This window comes from Paraburkholderia nodosa (assembly GCF_001718195.1).
Lineage (GTDB): Bacteria > Pseudomonadota > Gammaproteobacteria > Burkholderiales > Burkholderiaceae > Paraburkholderia > Paraburkholderia nodosa_A.
The window spans coordinates 24,697-40,842 of sequence record NZ_MCNV01000044.1; the positions used below are offsets into that span (position 1 = coordinate 24,697).

The 16,146-nt window shown below is 64.7% G+C and carries 16 protein-coding genes and 1 pseudogene; 2 read left to right on the forward strand and 15 right to left on the reverse strand.

Features of this window, described 5'->3' with window-relative positions:
- Positions 1 to 53: 53 nt before the first annotated feature.
- The 5 genes from BFD71_RS36970 to BFD71_RS36990 all read right to left on the reverse strand — a co-directional run bounded on the left by BFD71_RS36970 (position 54) and on the right by BFD71_RS36990 (position 5,445).
- Positions 54 to 1,079 carry a 2-dehydro-3-deoxygalactonokinase gene (locus BFD71_RS36970; RefSeq protein ID WP_069269144.1) on the reverse strand — a complete coding sequence of 342 codons (1,026 nt, stop codon included), beginning with the start codon at positions 1,077 to 1,079 and terminating at the stop codon, positions 54 to 56.
- Complete coding sequence (locus tag BFD71_RS36975) at positions 1,076 to 2,023, reverse strand: IclR family transcriptional regulator (protein WP_069269145.1); 948 nt, start codon at positions 2,021 to 2,023, stop codon at positions 1,076 to 1,078. Before BFD71_RS36975 ends, BFD71_RS36970 begins: the two co-directional genes overlap by 4 nt.
- Positions 2,024 to 2,522: 499 nt before the next feature.
- Positions 2,523 to 2,912 carry a RidA family protein gene (locus tag BFD71_RS36980; protein WP_069269146.1) on the reverse strand — a complete coding sequence of 130 codons (390 nt, stop codon included), beginning with the start codon at positions 2,910 to 2,912 and terminating at the stop codon, positions 2,523 to 2,525.
- A gap of 84 nt (positions 2,913 to 2,996) precedes the next feature.
- Positions 2,997 to 4,478, reverse strand: a complete 1,482-nt coding sequence (locus BFD71_RS36985) for an N-acyl-D-amino-acid deacylase family protein (protein ID WP_069269147.1) — start codon at positions 4,476 to 4,478, stop codon at positions 2,997 to 2,999.
- Between the two features lie 34 nt (positions 4,479 to 4,512).
- Positions 4,513 to 5,445, reverse strand: coding sequence for a MurR/RpiR family transcriptional regulator (locus BFD71_RS36990; protein WP_069269148.1), 933 nt, complete (start codon positions 5,443 to 5,445; stop codon positions 4,513 to 4,515).
- A 127-nt stretch (positions 5,446 to 5,572) separates the two neighbouring features.
- Between BFD71_RS36990 and BFD71_RS36995 the strand changes: the two genes are divergently transcribed.
- Positions 5,573 to 6,853: an amino acid deaminase gene (locus BFD71_RS36995; protein ID WP_069269149.1), complete on the forward strand. Its 1,281-nt coding sequence runs from the start codon at positions 5,573 to 5,575 to the stop codon at positions 6,851 to 6,853.
- Positions 6,854 to 6,875: 22 nt separating this feature from the next.
- Here the strand turns inward: BFD71_RS36995 and BFD71_RS37000 are convergent, their stop codons facing one another.
- The gene (locus BFD71_RS37000; protein ID WP_069269150.1) at positions 6,876 to 7,352 is read right to left on the reverse strand and encodes a MarR family winged helix-turn-helix transcriptional regulator; all 477 of its coding nucleotides are present in this window, start codon (positions 7,350 to 7,352) and stop codon (positions 6,876 to 6,878) included.
- A gap of 74 nt (positions 7,353 to 7,426) precedes the next feature.
- Positions 7,427 to 9,022, reverse strand: a complete 1,596-nt coding sequence (locus tag BFD71_RS37005; protein ID WP_069269151.1) for an MDR family MFS transporter — start codon at positions 9,020 to 9,022, stop codon at positions 7,427 to 7,429.
- A 123-nt stretch (positions 9,023 to 9,145) separates the two neighbouring features.
- On the opposite strand from BFD71_RS37005, the gene BFD71_RS37010 reads away from it, so the two are divergent.
- Positions 9,146 to 10,021 (forward strand): EcsC family protein, encoded by an 876-nt coding sequence (locus tag BFD71_RS37010; RefSeq protein ID WP_069269152.1) that lies wholly within the window; start codon positions 9,146 to 9,148, stop codon positions 10,019 to 10,021.
- On the opposite strand, the gene BFD71_RS37015 is transcribed toward BFD71_RS37010, so the two are convergent.
- The 8 genes and pseudogenes from BFD71_RS37015 to BFD71_RS41865 all read right to left on the reverse strand — a co-directional run.
- The gene (locus BFD71_RS37015; protein WP_069269153.1) at positions 9,991 to 10,959 is read right to left on the reverse strand and encodes an alpha/beta hydrolase; all 969 of its coding nucleotides are present in this window, start codon (positions 10,957 to 10,959) and stop codon (positions 9,991 to 9,993) included. The genes BFD71_RS37010 and BFD71_RS37015 overlap by 31 nt on opposite strands.
- Positions 10,960 to 11,102: 143 nt before the next feature.
- Positions 11,103 to 11,537 carry a CHRD domain-containing protein gene (locus BFD71_RS37020; protein ID WP_069269154.1) on the reverse strand — a complete coding sequence of 145 codons (435 nt, stop codon included), beginning with the start codon at positions 11,535 to 11,537 and terminating at the stop codon, positions 11,103 to 11,105.
- A gap of 584 nt (positions 11,538 to 12,121) precedes the next feature.
- Positions 12,122 to 12,772, reverse strand: coding sequence for a hypothetical protein (locus BFD71_RS37025; protein WP_256095086.1), 651 nt, complete (start codon positions 12,770 to 12,772; stop codon positions 12,122 to 12,124).
- 477 nt (positions 12,773 to 13,249) lie between these two features.
- Positions 13,250 to 13,735 carry an ASCH domain-containing protein gene (locus BFD71_RS37030; protein WP_069269156.1) on the reverse strand — a complete coding sequence of 162 codons (486 nt, stop codon included), beginning with the start codon at positions 13,733 to 13,735 and terminating at the stop codon, positions 13,250 to 13,252.
- Positions 13,736 to 13,752: 17 nt separating this feature from the next.
- Positions 13,753 to 14,181: a GNAT family N-acetyltransferase gene (locus BFD71_RS37035; RefSeq protein ID WP_069269157.1), complete on the reverse strand. Its 429-nt coding sequence runs from the start codon at positions 14,179 to 14,181 to the stop codon at positions 13,753 to 13,755.
- A 207-nt stretch (positions 14,182 to 14,388) separates the two neighbouring features.
- A complete protein-coding gene (locus BFD71_RS37040; protein ID WP_069269158.1) occupies positions 14,389 to 14,898 on the reverse strand; it encodes a GNAT family N-acetyltransferase in 510 nt (169 codons plus the stop codon).
- A gap of 130 nt (positions 14,899 to 15,028) precedes the next feature.
- Positions 15,029 to 15,505: a GNAT family N-acetyltransferase gene (locus BFD71_RS37045; protein ID WP_069269159.1), complete on the reverse strand. Its 477-nt coding sequence runs from the start codon at positions 15,503 to 15,505 to the stop codon at positions 15,029 to 15,031.
- Between the two features lie 475 nt (positions 15,506 to 15,980).
- Positions 15,981 to 16,146, reverse strand: a pseudogene (locus BFD71_RS41865) (IS5/IS1182 family transposase); the annotation flags it as partial.

Below are 16,146 nucleotides of genomic sequence, written 5' to 3' on the forward strand. Positions count from 1 at the left end.
TTCGTGTCTGGTTCGGTTCAGCGGGTTCGATTCATCGGCCCATCGGCGCGCACTTAGCGCGGCGTGACGAGCCCGGCCTGCACGGCGATGCGCCAAAGCCCGTGTTCGGTCGCCTGGCGCACGAGATGCGCGCCGCTGCATCCGAATGCGGCAAGCGCCATGCGGTAACGCTCGCACAGCGCCTCGGCGCCGATCAGCTGCGGCGCGCAGCCGGCGAGCGTCACGTCGCGCCGCGCCAGCGCCGCTTCGAGGCCCGCCAGCTCATGGCCGATCACGAGGCCCGATAGATAGTCGGGCTGCTCGTCGGCGGCGAGCTGGGCCGTGAGGCCGAGCGTGCGCGTGCTGAACGCGGTGGCCAGCAGCCCCACGCAGCCCTGCTCGCGCGCCACGCTCACGCCGCGCAGAAACGCCGCGGTGTCGGGCTCGACGGGATGCTTCATCGTGCGGCCGAGGATCGTGTGCGCGCACAGCGCCGCGTAGACCTCACCCGTCATGAAGGTATAGAAGCGCGCAATGCGCTCGCCCTCCACCACCACCCATTTCGCGTGCGTGCCGGGCAGTCCGACTAGCGCCGTTTGCGGCTCGGCGTCGTCACCCGCTGCGCCGAGCGCGCCAAAGATTTGCGTTTCCTCGCCGCGCATCACGTTGGGCAGCGCACCCGGCTCCAGCACGCCCGGGACCACGGCGACTTCGGCGCCGCATGCGGCGCGCACGCGCACGATGCCGGCCACCAGCGCCTGAGCGCTCGCGGGCGTTTCGACATACGGTGCCTGCACCCAGCCCTGGGCGCTGCCGACCATCCCCGCGGCCAGCACGGGCAGCGAGGGGGCTTGCGCGAGCCACACGCCGCACGCTTCGTCGAAGGCGGCGTCGAAGCCGCCTTCTTCGGCGGGCACGGGCAGGTTCATGATCCCCGCCGTCGAAACGCGTGTGGCGATCACCTGGCCCGCCGCATCGAACAGATACGCGCGCAGCGAGGTCGTGCCCCAGTCGAGCGCGATGAGCGCGGCTTCGCGAGCGATCGCGGCGTCGCCGGCATCGATCGCCGCGCCGCTTACAGGCTTCTCGCGTGCTTTCATCGACGAATCCTGCGCGTGGTGGGCTGCGGCGCGCGCCAGCCCAGTTCCTGCGAAATCGCGCGTGCCTCGCGCTGCACGACGGGAATCAGTTCGTCCATGCGCTCGAGCGGCATGTAGGGAATCGTGCTCGCCACCGAAAGCGCCGCCACGATCGCGCCGGAAGCGTCGCGCACGGGCGCCGCCACGCAGCGGATCGAAATTTCGTTCTCCTCCAGATCGAACGTGTACCCGCCCGCCGAATAAGTCGCCATGCGCTTGAGGAAGGTATCGGGTTCGAGGCTGTGATCGGGACGGAAGCTCACGCCGGCGAGCGTGCGGCGCGAAGCGTCGAACAGGTCGCGCCACGATTGCGGCGCGAGGTCGAGCATCATCGCCTTGCCGATGCCCGTCGACGCGAGCGGCATGCGGTGCCCCACGCGCGAGCGCATTTCGAGGCCCCGCTGGCCGGGAATCTTGTCGATGTACAGCACGTCGTCGCCGTCGCGCACGCCGAGGTGGATCGTGTCGAGCGTTTCGTCGGCGAGCGCCTGCAGATGCGGGCGCGCAACGGCCGTGAGCGGCATCTGCTCGAGTGCGATGGTGCCGAGTTCGATGAGCTTCGGCCCGAGCAGGTAGCCGCCCTGCACCTGGCGCAGATAGCGCGCCTGCACGAGGCTCGAAACGAGACGGTGCGTGGTGCTGCGCGTCGTGCCGAGCACCGCGCCGAACGAGCGCAGGTCGCGTACGCCGGCGGCGGCCGCTTCGAGGATCGCGAGGCCGCGCAGGAGCGTCTGGGTGCCGGCCTGCTGCATCGAGCCGTCGAGCAACGTGCTCGCGACGCCGATTTCATCGGCGGCGGGGCGGGCTTTCGGCTGCGCTTGCGCGGGGGTTGCCGCGGCGTTTTTTGCGGGCGCGGCCTCGTCGGGGAGATTCGCGGCGAGTGTGGAAGACATCGCTTTGTTCATGGCGAGGGCGATGAAAAGAGACGATCGAAAGGCGCGTGCCGTCAGGCGGCGCGCGAACCGTGCTTCGGGAGACGGCCCGCCGCGCGGGCGGCCGGGACTCGGACAGGTAGCGGCGGGCGGCGCGTGGCCGCGCAAAGCGCTGGCTGAAGCATGGCGAACGTCTCCTTTGCGGTCCGGTTCGCTCCGCGTGTTACGCGTGCGCCGGATTTATCTGGGTCTGCCGACGATGTCTGCCGCGCTGTGACAGTCGCGGCTTATCGGATGGACTGATTGTAGGCAGGTTTTTTCGAGTTCTCCAATATGTGATTGGGTCGCTCATATATTGGGAAAATAGACACATGGGAGTGCCATCTGCCGAATGCCTAATGAGGGACAGAATTCAGCACGGAAAAGCCCGTCGGCATGACCAGCAAGAAAAAACGGCTGCCGGATGATTCCGGCAGCCGTTTCGTGCGGCACTCAATGAGGCTTTCGCGTATCGCTCGCCAAATCCGCGCCCTTACTTCCCCGCCGGCGCCTTGTAAGCCACGCAGTCGACTTCGACCTTGCAGTCCACCACCATGCTCGACTGCACACAGGCGCGTGCGGGCGGATGCTCGCCGAAGTACTCGCGGAACACCTTGTTGAACGAGGTGAAGTCACGCGCGTCGTCGAGCCACACGCCGCAGCGCACCACGTGCTCCGCGCCATAGCCCGCTTCCTTCAGGATCGCGAAAAGATTCTGGATGGCCTTGTGCGACTGCTCGACGATCCCGCCGCTGATCACTTCGCCGCCTTCCATCGGCGTCTGGCCCGAGACGTACAGCCAGCCGTCGGCTTCCACGGCGCGCGCGAACGGCAGATGCTGTCCGCCCTGGCCCTTGCCGCCTTCCGCTCCAATTCGTTTCATCGTTTGCTCCTTTGAGATCGTACGGCGCGCGCAGCTTTTTGGGCCGCGTACGCCGGGGGTCGAAATTCGATAGATAAAGCCGGTTTAGAAGGCCATTGCCTCGGCCTGCGCCTCGCGTTTGCCGCGCGCGACGAAGTGGCCCGCGCGCTCGCCCGTGGGTTGCCCGTCGCGATACGAAAGCACGCCGTTCACCCATACCGCGTCGATGCCCTCGGCCACCTGCTGCGGCTTCTCGAACGTCGCCGCATCGCGCACGCGCGTCGGGTCGAACAGCACGAGGTCGGCGTGCCAGCCCACATGCACCTCGCCGCGCTGCGAAAGGCCGAAGCGCCGTGCCGAAAGGCCCGTCATCTTGCGCACCGCTTCTTCGAGCGGCAGCAAGGCCGCGTCGCGCGCGTAGTGGCCGAGCACGCGCGGAAATGCGCCCCACAGGCGCGGATGCGGCAGCGGATCGTTGGGCAGTCCATCCGAGCCGACCATCGTGGCCGGATGCGAAAGAATGCGGCGCACGTCGTCTTCGGACATGTTGTGGTACACCGCGCCCGCCGGCTGCAGACGCTTGCCCGCTTCCTGCTGCGACACGCCCCACCCGGCCGCGATGTCCTTGATGAGCTTGCCCGCCTGCTCCGGGTGCGGCGTGGACCACGTGATGGTGATGTCGATGTCGCCCGTCACCTGCTTGAGATCCAGCGTCGACGAGCTGCGGCTATACGGATAGCAGTCGCACCCGACCGGCTGATACTTGCGCGCGCTTTCGAGCGACGCGAGCACCTCCGTGCTGCGCCCCCAGTTGGTGGGCCCCGCGCACTTCAGATGCGAGATCACCACCGGCACGCGCGCATGCTGGCCGATGTGGTACGCCTCGTTCATCGCTTCGAGAATCGCGTCGAACTCCGTGCGCATGTGCGTCGTGTAGAGCGCGCCGGCGGCGGCGAGCGGCTGGGCAAGCGAGGCGACCTCTTCGGTCGAGGCCTCGAACGCCGAGCCGTACGCGAGGCCCGTGGAAAGGCCGAGCGCGCCGTGCGCGAGCGCGTCTTCGAGCTGCGCGCGCATCGCCGCGATCTCGTCGCCGGTGGCGGCGCGCTTCAGGTCGTTCATGTGGTTGTTGCGCAGCGCCGTATGGCCGATCAACGCGCCGACGTTCACGGCGGGTCGCGCCGCGTTGACGGCGTCGACGTACGCGGAGAACGTCGGATAGCTGAACGCGTCGCGCTCGCCGAGCAGGTTCATCGGGTCTGGCGGATCGCCCTTTAACGTCACCGGCGAGGCGCTGATCCCGCAGTTGCCGACCACCACCGTCGTCACGCCCTGGCTGATCTTGGGCAGCATTTGCGGCGCGCGGATCACGTGCGTGTCGTCGTGCGTATGGACGTCGATGAAACCGGGCGCGAGCGCGCGCCCATTGGCCTCGATCACCTCTTCCGCGAGCCAGTTCGACAGGTTGCCGATCGCGACGATGCGTCCGTCGCGCAGCGCCACGTCGCGCTCGACGGGCGGCGCGCCGGTGCCGTCATACAGCATCGCGCCGACGATCAGCGTGTCGGCGGCTTCGGGGTGCGAATGCATACGCGTCTCCTCAGGATGGCTCTTGGGTGGACGCTCAGTCACCGAGCGGCTGGCGTTCGCCGCCGCCGCGATGCGCGTCCAGCGTGTGTTTCATGCGGCGCAGCAACTCGCGGCTTTCTTCGGGTTGCGCGAGCGCCAGTTCGGTCACGAGCACGTCGAGTGCCATCATCATCGCGTAACGCGACGACGACGGCTTGTAGATGAAATCGGTCTCGCTCGCGACGATCGGCACGAGCCAGTCGGCGAGCGCAGCGAGCGGCGAAGCCGGCGCGGTGAGCGCGACGAGCTTCGCGCCGTAGTCGCGCGCGATGCGGCACGCGTCGACGAGTTCGGGCACGCGCCCTGTTACGGAAAGCGCGACGACGACGTCTTCGGGCGAAAGCGTGCTCGCCACCATGCGCTGCAGCAGGCTGTCCTGGTACGAAGCCACCGGGCGGCCCAGGCGCACGAGGCGAAAGCGCATTTCGTCGGCGAGCGCACTCGAGCCGCCGCCCATGCCGAACACGTAGATCATGCGGGCCTGGGCCAGCGCCGCGGCGGCTTGCGCAAACGGCGCCTGGCACAGCAGCTCGTGGTTGCGCGCGAGCGCCGTGTGAATTTCGTCGTAGACGCGCGTGGCGGGCGGTTCGGCTTCGCCGTTCGCGTCGGCGGCGCGCGGCTTGCCCGCGCCTTCGGAAGCGCCAGTTGCCGCACCGCGCAGGAAGCGATCGCCCACGGCGGCCGCCTGGGCGAGCCGCAGCTTGAGTTCGCGCACGTCGTGGCAGCCCACCGCCTTCGCAAAGCGCGTGACGGAGGCGACGCTCACGCCCGCGCGCTGCGCCAGCTCGCCGATGCTCGCCCGCGCGGCGCTGGCAAGATCGTCGAGAATGAGCGCAGCCACGTCGCGCTCGGCGGGACGCAATTCGGGCACGCATTGCGCGATACGCGCGACGATGTCGAAGCGGGCCGGATCGGCGGCGGTGTTCATTGCAGGGAGTCTGTTAATAAATAACAATTCACGAAGCGATGTTACTTTGTGTACTATCTCCGAGTCAACGCCGGTCCTGAAGATGCCGGTGTAGCGGAGCCGCATGAAGCATATGGAGCGAAGGGAAATGAAAGTTACAAACTATCAGAGTGCAACGATCGACCCGAACAGCAAGGGCCTTGGCAACGTACCGGGCGCGAGCGTGCCGCTCGGGGACGCCGGGCGCCTCGAATGGAATTTACTCGAAGAGGACGTGAGCCTGCCCGCTGCGGTGCTGTATGCCGACCGCGTCGAGCACAACCTCAAGTGGATGCAGGACTTCGTCACGCGCTATGGCGTGAAGCTCGCGCCGCACGGCAAGACGACGATGGCGCCGCAGCTCTTTCGCCGCCAGATCGACACCGGCGCGTGGGGCATCACGCTCGCCACGGCGCACCAGACGCGCGCCGCCTACCGCGGCGGCATCTCGCGCGTGCTGATGGCGAACCAGCTCGTGGGCCGCCGCAACATGGCGATCATTGCCGAGCTGCTCAGCGACGCGACCTTCGAGTTCTTCTGCCTCGTCGATTCGGTCGAAGGCGTGGAGCATCTGGGCGAGTTCTTCCGCGCATCGGGCCGCACGCTGCAGGTGCTGCTCGAACTGGGCGTGCCGCGCGGCCGCACGGGCGTGCGCGACACCGACACGCGCAACGCCGTGCTCGCGGCGATCGCGCGCTATCCCGACTCGCTCAAGCTGGCGGGGGTGGAAATCTACGAGGGCATCCTCAAGGAAGAAAGCGAAGTGCGCACCTTCCTGCGCGACGCGCTGAACGTCACCCAGGAACTGGCCGCCGCGGGCCGCTTCGCGCGCACGCCCGCGCTGCTTTCGGGCGCGGGCTCGGCCTGGTACGACATCGTCGCGGAAGAGTTCGCGCCCGCCACGCAGGCGGGCGCGATCGACGTGGTGCTGCGCCCCGGCTGCTACGTGACGCACGACGTGGGTGTCTACAAGCAGGCTCAGTCGCAGATCCTCACGCGCAACCCCGTGGCGCGCGAAATGGGCGTGGCGCTGCTGCCTGCGCTACAGCTCTGGGCCTATGTGCAGTCGATTCCGGAGCCCGGCCGCGCCATCATCGGCTTCGGCAAGCGCGACGCCGCGTTCGACGCGGGCTTTCCGGAGCCGTCGCGCCACTATCGCCCCGCGAACGGCGGCGCGCCGCGCGAAGTGGCGGCAAGCGAAGGCTGGGAAGTGTTCCAGATGATGGATCAGCACGCCTACCTGAAGATTCCGGCGGGCGCGGACCTCAAGGTCGGCGACATGATCGCGTTCGATATCTCGCACCCCTGCCTCACGTTCGACAAGTGGCGTCAGGTGCTGATGGTCGATGCGAAATATCGTGTGACGGAAGTGATCGAAACGTTCTTCTGAGGCAGCGCGCATCGGTGCAGGCTCAGCCCGCTTCGGGCTCGGCCTGCGGAGCCTGCGCGAGCGCGGCCGCCGCCATAGCGGCCTCGCCGATGCGCGCCTCCATCATCCCCAACGCGCTCGACAGCGCCGCGAGCGCATCGTCGGGCAGCGACATCGTCACGTCCAGGAACGCGTTGCGGCGCGGCAGCCCCTCTTCGGTCACGGCGCGGCCGGTGTCGGTCAGTGTCACGTTGGTGATGCGGTTGTCGCGCTCGTCGGCGCGGCGCGCGATCCAGCCGAGCGCCTCCAGCGCTTTCAATTGGCGCGTGAGCGCGCCCGGGTCGACACGCAGCCGCTCGACGAGCCGCTTTTGCGACGACTCGCCGTCCTGCTCGTAAAGCGCGAGCAGAATGCGCCAGCGCGGCAGCGGATGGCCGACCTGCGCCTCGAACGCCGACATGAACGTCCGGTAGGTCCGACCAAACTGCTGCATGACGGCGATGCGATCCTGAATTTCCATGCTTTGTCTTCCTGCCGGCATCATCGCCGCGCGTTTGCCGGGTCCGTGCCGGTGCCCGCCAGGGGCGGAACGTCTCAATCCGCGTGAATCACGGGCTCCAACTTGCGCTGCAGCTTGACGGGCGGCACGCGCCGGGTTTGCCAGATCGACACCACCGCAATCGCCGCCGCCACGGCAATGCCCAGGTGAATCGCGCCCACGAGGGCCTCGCGCGCGGCTTCGAGCAGCGGCGCGCCATTATGCCCGGCGTTGGCGAGATCGGCGATCAGTGAAGCCTGCGCGTCGCGGTTGATGAGGATCTGCGGGTCGGCGAGCTGCGGCAGCCAGTGCGTGGCGTGGTCGGCATCCAGCGCGCGTTGCACGCCGCTCGAGTAGAGCTGCGTGACCATCGTGCCGGTGAGCGCCGTGCCGATCATGCCGCCGATCATCCGCAGTGACTGCAACAGCGCGGTGGCGATGCCCAGATGCTCGCGCCCCGCGGTCTGCTGCGCGAACACCGTGAGGTTCGGCATGACGAAGCCAAGACCGATGCCGGCCACGATCATGAACGCCATGAGCAGGCCGCGCGGCGTGTTGCGCGTGGCGAGGGCCACGGCGAAGCAGGCCACTGCGAGCATTGCGAAGCCGATGTAGAGCATCAGGTTCGGGTTGCGGATGCGCGAGACGATGCGCCCGTTCGCGATACTGCCGATCGTGATGAACACCACGAGCGGCGTGATGACGACGCCCGCTTCCTTCGGCGTCATGCCGAAGCCGCCCTGGAACAGGAGCGGCGCATAGAACAGCAACGAAAACATCGTGAAGCCGCCCAGCACGGCGAGCGTGAAAAGCGCATTCAGGCTCGCGTTGCGGAACATGTCGACGGGCAGGATGGCTTGCGGGCAGCGCCGCTCCCATTGCCAGAGCGCCCAGCCGGCCGCCAGCGCGAGGGCGAGCAGGCCGATGGCCGAAGCGGTGAGACCGCGCCCCGGCAGGCGTTCCACGAAAAGTTGCAGGCTGCCGAGCGCGACCGCGATGAGGAGCGCACCTGGCCAGTCGAGCCGCATGCGCGCCTCGTGCGCGACGTGGCGCAGATGCGGCAGATACTTCCAGACGAAAAACAGCGAAAGCAGGCCAACGGGCAGATTCACGTAAAACACGGAACGCCAGCCGTAGTACTGCGTGAGAAAGCCGCCGAGCGACGGCCCGACCGCGTTGGCGATACCGAATGCGGAACTCATGAGGACCTGCCAGCGCAGGCGCACGACCGAGTCGGGGAAGAGATCCGGAATGCAGGCGAACGCCGTGCCGACCAGCATACCGCCGCCGATGCCTTGCAGCCCGCGCGCAATCACGAGGAACAGCATGCTGTTGGCCGCGCCGCACAGCACGGATGCGGCGGTGAAGACGACGATCGACGCGATCACGAACGGCTTGCGCCCGTAATAGTCGCCGAGCCGCCCGAAAATGGGGACAGTGATGACCGAGGTGAGCAGATAGGACGTGGCGACCCACGCGTAAAGCTCGAAGCCGCGCAATTCGGCGACGATGGTCGGCAGCGCCGTGCCGACGACGGTCTGGTCGAGCGCGACGAGCATCGTCACGAACGAGACGCCGAGCATCGCGAGCAGCGACTCCCGGAACGGCAGAACCTGCCCGCTCGAATGGTGGGCGGCGGTATGAACGGCCATTTTTTGATCCAGCAACGGTTGACGCGTCAAAGATCGACCATCATAGCACGGTCCGATCCACTACACTGGGGCGTCGAACGGCGGCGATGCCCTCGCCGTCGTCGCTAAAATTCCGGGAGCGCCATGGAACCCACGACCGAACCGACCGCCGCAGATCCGGCCCGCACGGGCGCCATCGCGGCCTTCACAGAGGCCGATCTCGACGCGCTGCGGCGCGCCAAACATGAGCTCGAAACGCCGCCACTCGGCATGAAGCTCGCAGCGATCGTGGGTGCGCCGGTAGAAAAGCTGATCGCGCGGCTGCCCGGCGTCGCGAACGACAAGGTGACCGAGGCGACGCAAGCCGCGCTGCGCAAGTGTCTGCAGCTCGCGCTGAAGACGCTCGGCAAGCCAGGCGCCCTCTCCACCGCGGAACCACGCACGAGCAAAAAACCGAGCAACCTGCTGCACAAGTTCGCGGTGGCGACCACGGGCGCGGCAGGCGGCGCGTTCGGCCTTTTCGCGCTGCCGGTCGAGCTGCCCGTCACGACCACGCTGATGTTTCGCTCGATCTGCGACATCGCGCGTAGCGAAGGCGAGAATCTGGCCAGCACCGACACGCAGTTGCAATGTCTGACCGTGTTCGGCATGGGCGGCCGCTCGGCCGCCGACGACGAGGCCGACTTCGGCTATTTCATCGCGCGCGGCGCGCTCGCGAAGGCGGTATCGGCGGCGTCGTCGGAAATGGCAACGAAGGGCTTCGCCGCACACGGCTCGACCGCGCTCCTCAAGCTCATGCAGACCGTGGCCGCGCGCTTCTCCGTGCAGGTGAGCGAGCAGGTCGCGGCGAAATCGATACCCGCCATCGGCGCGGTGCTCGGCGCCATGGTCAACACCGTGTTCATCGATCATTTCCAGCAGGTGGCGCATGGGCACTTCACCGTGCGCCGGCTCGAGCGGCGCTACGGCGAAGCCGCCGTGCACGCGGCCTATGACGCGATCGATGTCTCGCTCGATTGAGGCGGCTGCGGTTTCTCGTCGCCGCGCGCCGGCACGGGCGTCACGCGGAGCACGAAGCGCGCGGCGACGTCGAGCGTGCGGCGCGCTTCGGGCATGAACGGCGCATAGATCGGCCAGATATGCGGCATGCCGCTGGCAATCTCGCACTCCACCGACACACCGTCGGCGTGCGCGCGCTCGGCGACGCGGCGCGTGTCATCGAGCAGCGTTTCGGAGCTGCCCACGAAGAGGCTGAGCGGCGGCAAGCCGCGAAAGTCGGCATACAGCGGCGACACGTAGGGATCGGTCGCACTGGCCGCGCCGAGGTAGAACGGCGCGATGCGCTCGAATACCGCGCCGCTGAACATGGGATCGCGCCCGTCGTTCTCGCGTATCGAAGCGCCCGTCGCCGCAAGATCGGTCCACGGCGAAAAGAGCACGGCGCCGGCGGGAAGCGCATCGCCTGCGTCGCGCAAGGCGACGAGCGTCGCAAGCGCAAGTCCGCCGCCAGCCGAATCGCCGCCAATCACGATCGAGCCGGGCTGCGTTCCTTGCGCCAGCAAATGGCGGTACGCGGCCATTGCGTCCTCGAGCGCGGCGGGGAACGGGTGTTCGGGCGCGAGGCGATAGTCGAGGGAGAAGACGTCGGCGCCGGCGCGCTTGCCCAGACCAAACGAGATCGCGCGCTGCGAACGCGGCGAGCAGAAGTAGTACCCGCCGCCATGCAGATAAAGGAGCGTGCGATGCGCGGGCGAGTGCTCGCGGATGAGCCACTCGCCGCGCATCGGAACATCGGAGGCGTCGTACTGCTCGCGCAGGCGCCAGCCGCTCGGCACGCCCGGGGTCCAGATGCGCCTCGCCGTCAGCATGCGCACGCGCGCGACGTTGATCGACTTGCGCGTTTGCGGCCGGAAGGTGCGGCGCAAGAACCTGCAGATCAGCCTGCTTTGCCAGCTCATCGGCTCAGCCCCTCCGCAGCCCTCAAACTGGCCTCGACCAGCACTCGGCGGCGGTCGGTCGACGGCGTCCCGCAATCAGACTTCGATCGCGGGAATGCGCGGCGCGCACGGTGCGGAGAGTGAGGCGAACGATCGAGGGCCGGTCAATTGGCGGGCAGCACCTGACCGCGAATCTCGCCTGACGGGTTCTGCGCCGTATGAATGTTGAAATACCACTGTCCGCCCATCAGCTGGGTGACCTGCTGCTCGTTGAGCGTGGCGGAGCCCTTGATCGGACTCGCCAGTTCACCCTTCGGAATCGGTACCTGCACGTTGGCGTTCTGTCCGACCGGCGCCGGGCCGTGGAAGTGCGCGGCGGCAGCCGGGCCGGAGAGGCCTTCATAGGTGATCGTCCAGTTCAGCGTTTTCGTGGACGTGTCGAAGGTGGCGTTGAGCATGCCGTGACCCTGGCTCACGCGCGGCGGGACTTCGCTGGACGGTTCGAGATCGGCCTTAAGGGCAACGGTGTCGGCATACGCGGCGCTGGAGGCAAGGACACACAGAGCGAGAGCGAGCTGCAGCGGACGAAGCAAATTCATGGAATTTCTCCTGTTTTTGTGGCGCGCTGCACCAGAAGGCGCAAAACCGCGCTCTCACATGCTAGAGCAAATCGGCTGGGCGCGTCCGCTGCGCCGATGTCGGCCCAACGTAAGCTGCGTGCAATAAAAAATGCGCCGCAGGCGACGCCTTGCAACCCAGGTGCTCCCTTCCTGCCATTGGGTATTGCCACCGAATGCCTGGAAGCGATGGCGAAGAACCGTTCGAGGTGCATGGGACGCAACACCGAATTGATTTGCATAGCGAAGTGTATTGGCGCCATCGTTTGACGAACCACCATTTGACAACGCGCACGTCCCGGCAAGAACACGCTCGTTCATCGACTTCACGGCCGAACCATTTCGCCGCCATGACACCGCGGCAGCAAGCGCGATTACCTGCACTTCCTGTAATAGTTAATTGATCGAAATTGTCTCGATTTCTCGTCGCACGGCGTCTAAGCTACCCAGTGCGAGAAGTGACTCTTCATCGAAGGGTCTCCAAGCTTGAACGCGGCTTCGGCCGCGTTTTTTTTCGCCTGTTTTTCCGCTCTATTGCCCTGCGCCAGTCGATTTCCTGATGTACATCATTCACGCGAGCAGCGCGACCTGCTGCTCGATTCCGACCAGCATCGCCTGGCAAGTGCGGATGAGCGCATAAGTTGACCGGCAGTGTGACCGTTCATATGACCGCGAAACGTCTCGAGCTCCGCGAGCAGCGCAGGGTACTGCAGCACGCCCACCGCACCGGCAAACCGGTGATGCCATTCGCGCAGGCCCGCGACATCGGCTTGTTCGAGGAGCGGCGGCAAGGCATCCAGGTCGTCGCGCATCGCCGAAACGAACGAGCCGAGCAACGTCTTCACGGTCGCCTCGCCGCCCCAAACCTGGATCATATGCGCGAGATCCAGCGGCTCGAACGCCCGCGCGTTTGCAGGCTTTTCCGCGAGCTTTCCGTCGCGTCCCGGTGAAGGCGACCCGGAAGCCCGCGACGCTGCTTGCCCCGCCCCTTGTCCGTTCGCGCCTGCCTCGCGCACAACTTCGCCCTGCACGGTGCGCTGTATGCCCTCCACGCCGAACCAGCGCGCGAGATGCTCGCGCAGCGTGGCCACGCGCGTGGGCTTGACGAGGCAATCGTCCATGCCCGCTTCGCTGCATTGACTCAGGTTCTCGGGCGCCGTATTGGCCGTGATGCCGAGTATCGGCAAGCGCCGCGCGCCGTGCGCCTTCTGTTCCATTTGGCGTACGGGCCGGGCGAGATCGCAGCCCGATACGTTCGGCATATGACGCACATGTCCAAGAATTCGAAAAGTGGACAAGCTATATTTCCGTAAATTCAAATACTTAGTTCAAGTCACCGTGTCCATCAAAATTTTTGAAAAATGGACTAATCGCGAGCCGCTGATGTCCATTTTTTTGTTGGGCGCGCAAATCCGAGAATGAGCCGTATCGGGAGTCGGCCTCCTAAATCCAACAGAGACCGGGCGGAAGACCGTAGGGCGCCAAGGCGATTGCACCGCTGCACGCGGCAACTCAAAGACTACCCGCAGTCGCGCCATAGGTGCGCGCGGATGCGTCAGATTTGGTGCGACTGAACTACATTCGCGCAAAGTCGCAGCACTTCGCCGGAAGCGCTTGGCCGTAGCTGGCCGACTGACGCCTATGCGGCCGGCCGGAGCCGACCCACAAGAGACGATGAGCGTGCCCGTGAGCGGTCATTCATTTTGGGTAACCGATGCTAGCTTATAAAGAACCTCGAATCGTTCGCACACGATCGGCATGGATTTATCAACATCGGCAGTCCGTCCGATTCGCTGGCACTCTTCGACGAAGAATCTCCAATGCTCCCGTTGCCAATACGTCAGCGAGCGATCGCCTTCTCCTTCGCTTGCTGCGAAATCAGGGGGCACGCAATCGAACGGAATGATCTCGACGTTCGTGGCTCGACGAATCAGAGTCGGTCGACCACTCCAGTCAAGCACAATCTCGATATCTCCGACCTTCGGAACTTCCTCACCGTCGAACTGCCACGACCAGAGTAGGCTGGATGTGCCATGCTTCGCGCCCGCGAGAATAAGACCGATGAGCGAATCTGAAAGTGCTTTTGAGTCACCGAAGCCACCAATTCGAACGTCACCACGCGGTAGCTGTATGTCCCATTCGGCCAACCTGTCGATTAACGACTGTACGCGCTTATCCATTCTCGCTTGTCCGTTATCTAGCTCTTGATCCGTAGGGTCATCGTGAGGTCGTCAACTGAGCGCCCCGAAATGCGAAACCGGTCATTGCGTCGTCCAACTTCTTCAAAGCCCAAGGACTGATAGAGGCCGATCGCAGCGTGGTTGTCGGTGAAGACAGATAGGTCTATCCATTCGATTTCATTACGCGTAGCAAATTCAATGGCTCCCTGCATCAACCGCCGGCCCAAGCCTCTCCGATAAAAGCTCTCCTCGACGCCGATGCCGAGGCTAGCTCGATGTTTCTCTGACGGTATGCTGGAGCCGGTCAGGTCAAGATGTGCGACGAAGCGTGAATCGGGACTTTCCACCGCCCACACCCTCATCCACGCCGGCTGAGGCAAAGCGGTCGTCAGACCTTTTTCGAAGCGAGCGCGGCGGTCAGGTGATTCGAAGTCAACGGCTTCCATAGGCGAGAAAAAAGGGGCGTCCGCCGCGCCCCGATTCAGCGATCTGCCGGTTCAGATGCTCTGTCCAACGCGTGAAGTCGGCAGGCGTTAGCGAAATGATTTTTAGCATCCTCGGTGCCTTGAATGATTCACACGATTTGGATTGTCGCCGATTTCTGCGGCGAGACCGGCGACCGCTCGTGCCCCACGTCGGGAAAAGAGATTGGGCTAGTGGATTACCATGTCGGCAAGCAACGCCCATCGCTCATGATCTCGCCATTCACCGTTGATGCGAAGATAGCGTCGTGAGAAGCCTTCCTTCTCAAATCCCAGTCGGCGCACCAAAGCTATCGACTTTTGGTTTCCGGGCTGTATGTTTGCTTCGAGGCGATGCAGTCCAAGGTCATTGAAGGCGTAGTCAACTGCGGTTCCGAGCGCGTCGGTCATTAACCCTTTCCGGCTAAAGCTCGACATTCCGTAGTAGCCGACATAAGCGCTTTGAAAAGCACCCGCGACGATTTCGTTAATATTGACGACGCCGACGATCTGCCCAGAAGACTGTTGTGCCACAAGACCGACGTTTGGCCCAGTTAGACACCGCGCAAACCAGTTATCAAAGCCCGCTTGGTCCGTGAAGGAGGTGACCCACGGTAGGTGGTAGTGCTGATTCGCGCGATTGGCGGAGATTAAGTCGGCAGCGTCGGCGCGGACTACACGACTGAGTTGGATCAAAGGCATGAATATATCGGGAAGGGTCGTTTAGCTCGTCAGTCGAGAGGAAAGATACCTGATTCTCTTCCCCGAAAAAAATACTACAGAGCCACGAAGCCTTCTTGGCCGCACTACGTCCCACTACCGAGTGCGCCGATTAGCCGCCGACGATGACAAGCTTCGTCATCGGCACGCACGCCAATTCCAGTCCGCGCGCGGTACGGTACGTCGAAACCGAATCGCCTGACCAACCACAACTGCGATAGAACGGGGCCGCGTTCAGCGTCGCATCGAGCCGCATTGCGCCAAGGCCTTGATCGGCGGCCAACGCTTCAAGAAAATCCAGCATCTTGCGTCCAATGCCGCGACCCATATGAGACGGTCGGACGAAGATCGCGTCGACTTGCCCGCTTTCGAGCGTAAGCATCCCTGTTCCGACGACCGATCCCTGATCGACGGCAACATAGAAGTCAGATTCGACAACGCCGGCCCATTTGTCGGTCGGCGTGCCGTCAACCCACGCCGAAAGGGCTGCTTTGGGATAGTGTTTAGCGCACGCAGCATGCACCGACGTTTTACGGATATCCCACGCGTCGAACACGTCATCACAGTTGGCTTTTCGTATCGTCAGCATGCAGCGCTCCTCGGTTCGAGCGGCGAAGTCGGCACGTCGGAAATGTCACCAAGAACGGAAACACGTACTCTGTGTTGCATGCAATCACTCCTATTTGCGCCAACGCAATTCGGAGCGGCGGAAAAGACACGGCCCCGTCATGACTGGCGGGGCCGTTGAGGAAGTCTGTGTACGGTGTATGAACGTCACGATTCCCACGACTCGCCATTGGCGGTCATGGTGCACATCATGAAATTTCGCGCGTCGTAGTTCATGACCGGAGGTTGCCGTTCTGGAGCGTAGCTGTCAATAGCGATTCGGAAATTGTTAGCGATTCAGGCAGTCGTCACGAGCGGCTCAAATTGGCCGAGGCCGTGTAAAAACGCGCAGAACGGCCGACCGGTGACGCGCGGTTGGGCACGCAGTTACGTTAGGCCGAGACGCAGGCAGGTGACGTGATCGTTTTTACTGGCAAACGACATCGGCGCGTGGGAGTTCACGCGCCTGCGAGCTTCATTGCACGCATCGTCTTTGCGAACCCGAGAATCCTGATGACCCGTTTTAGGTTGTAGGCCAGCACGTGCAAACTCATTTCAGCAGCGACATGACCAAGTCCGCGCGTCTGGAAGTGCGTCGAACCCATCCAGTGCTTGAGCGTGCCG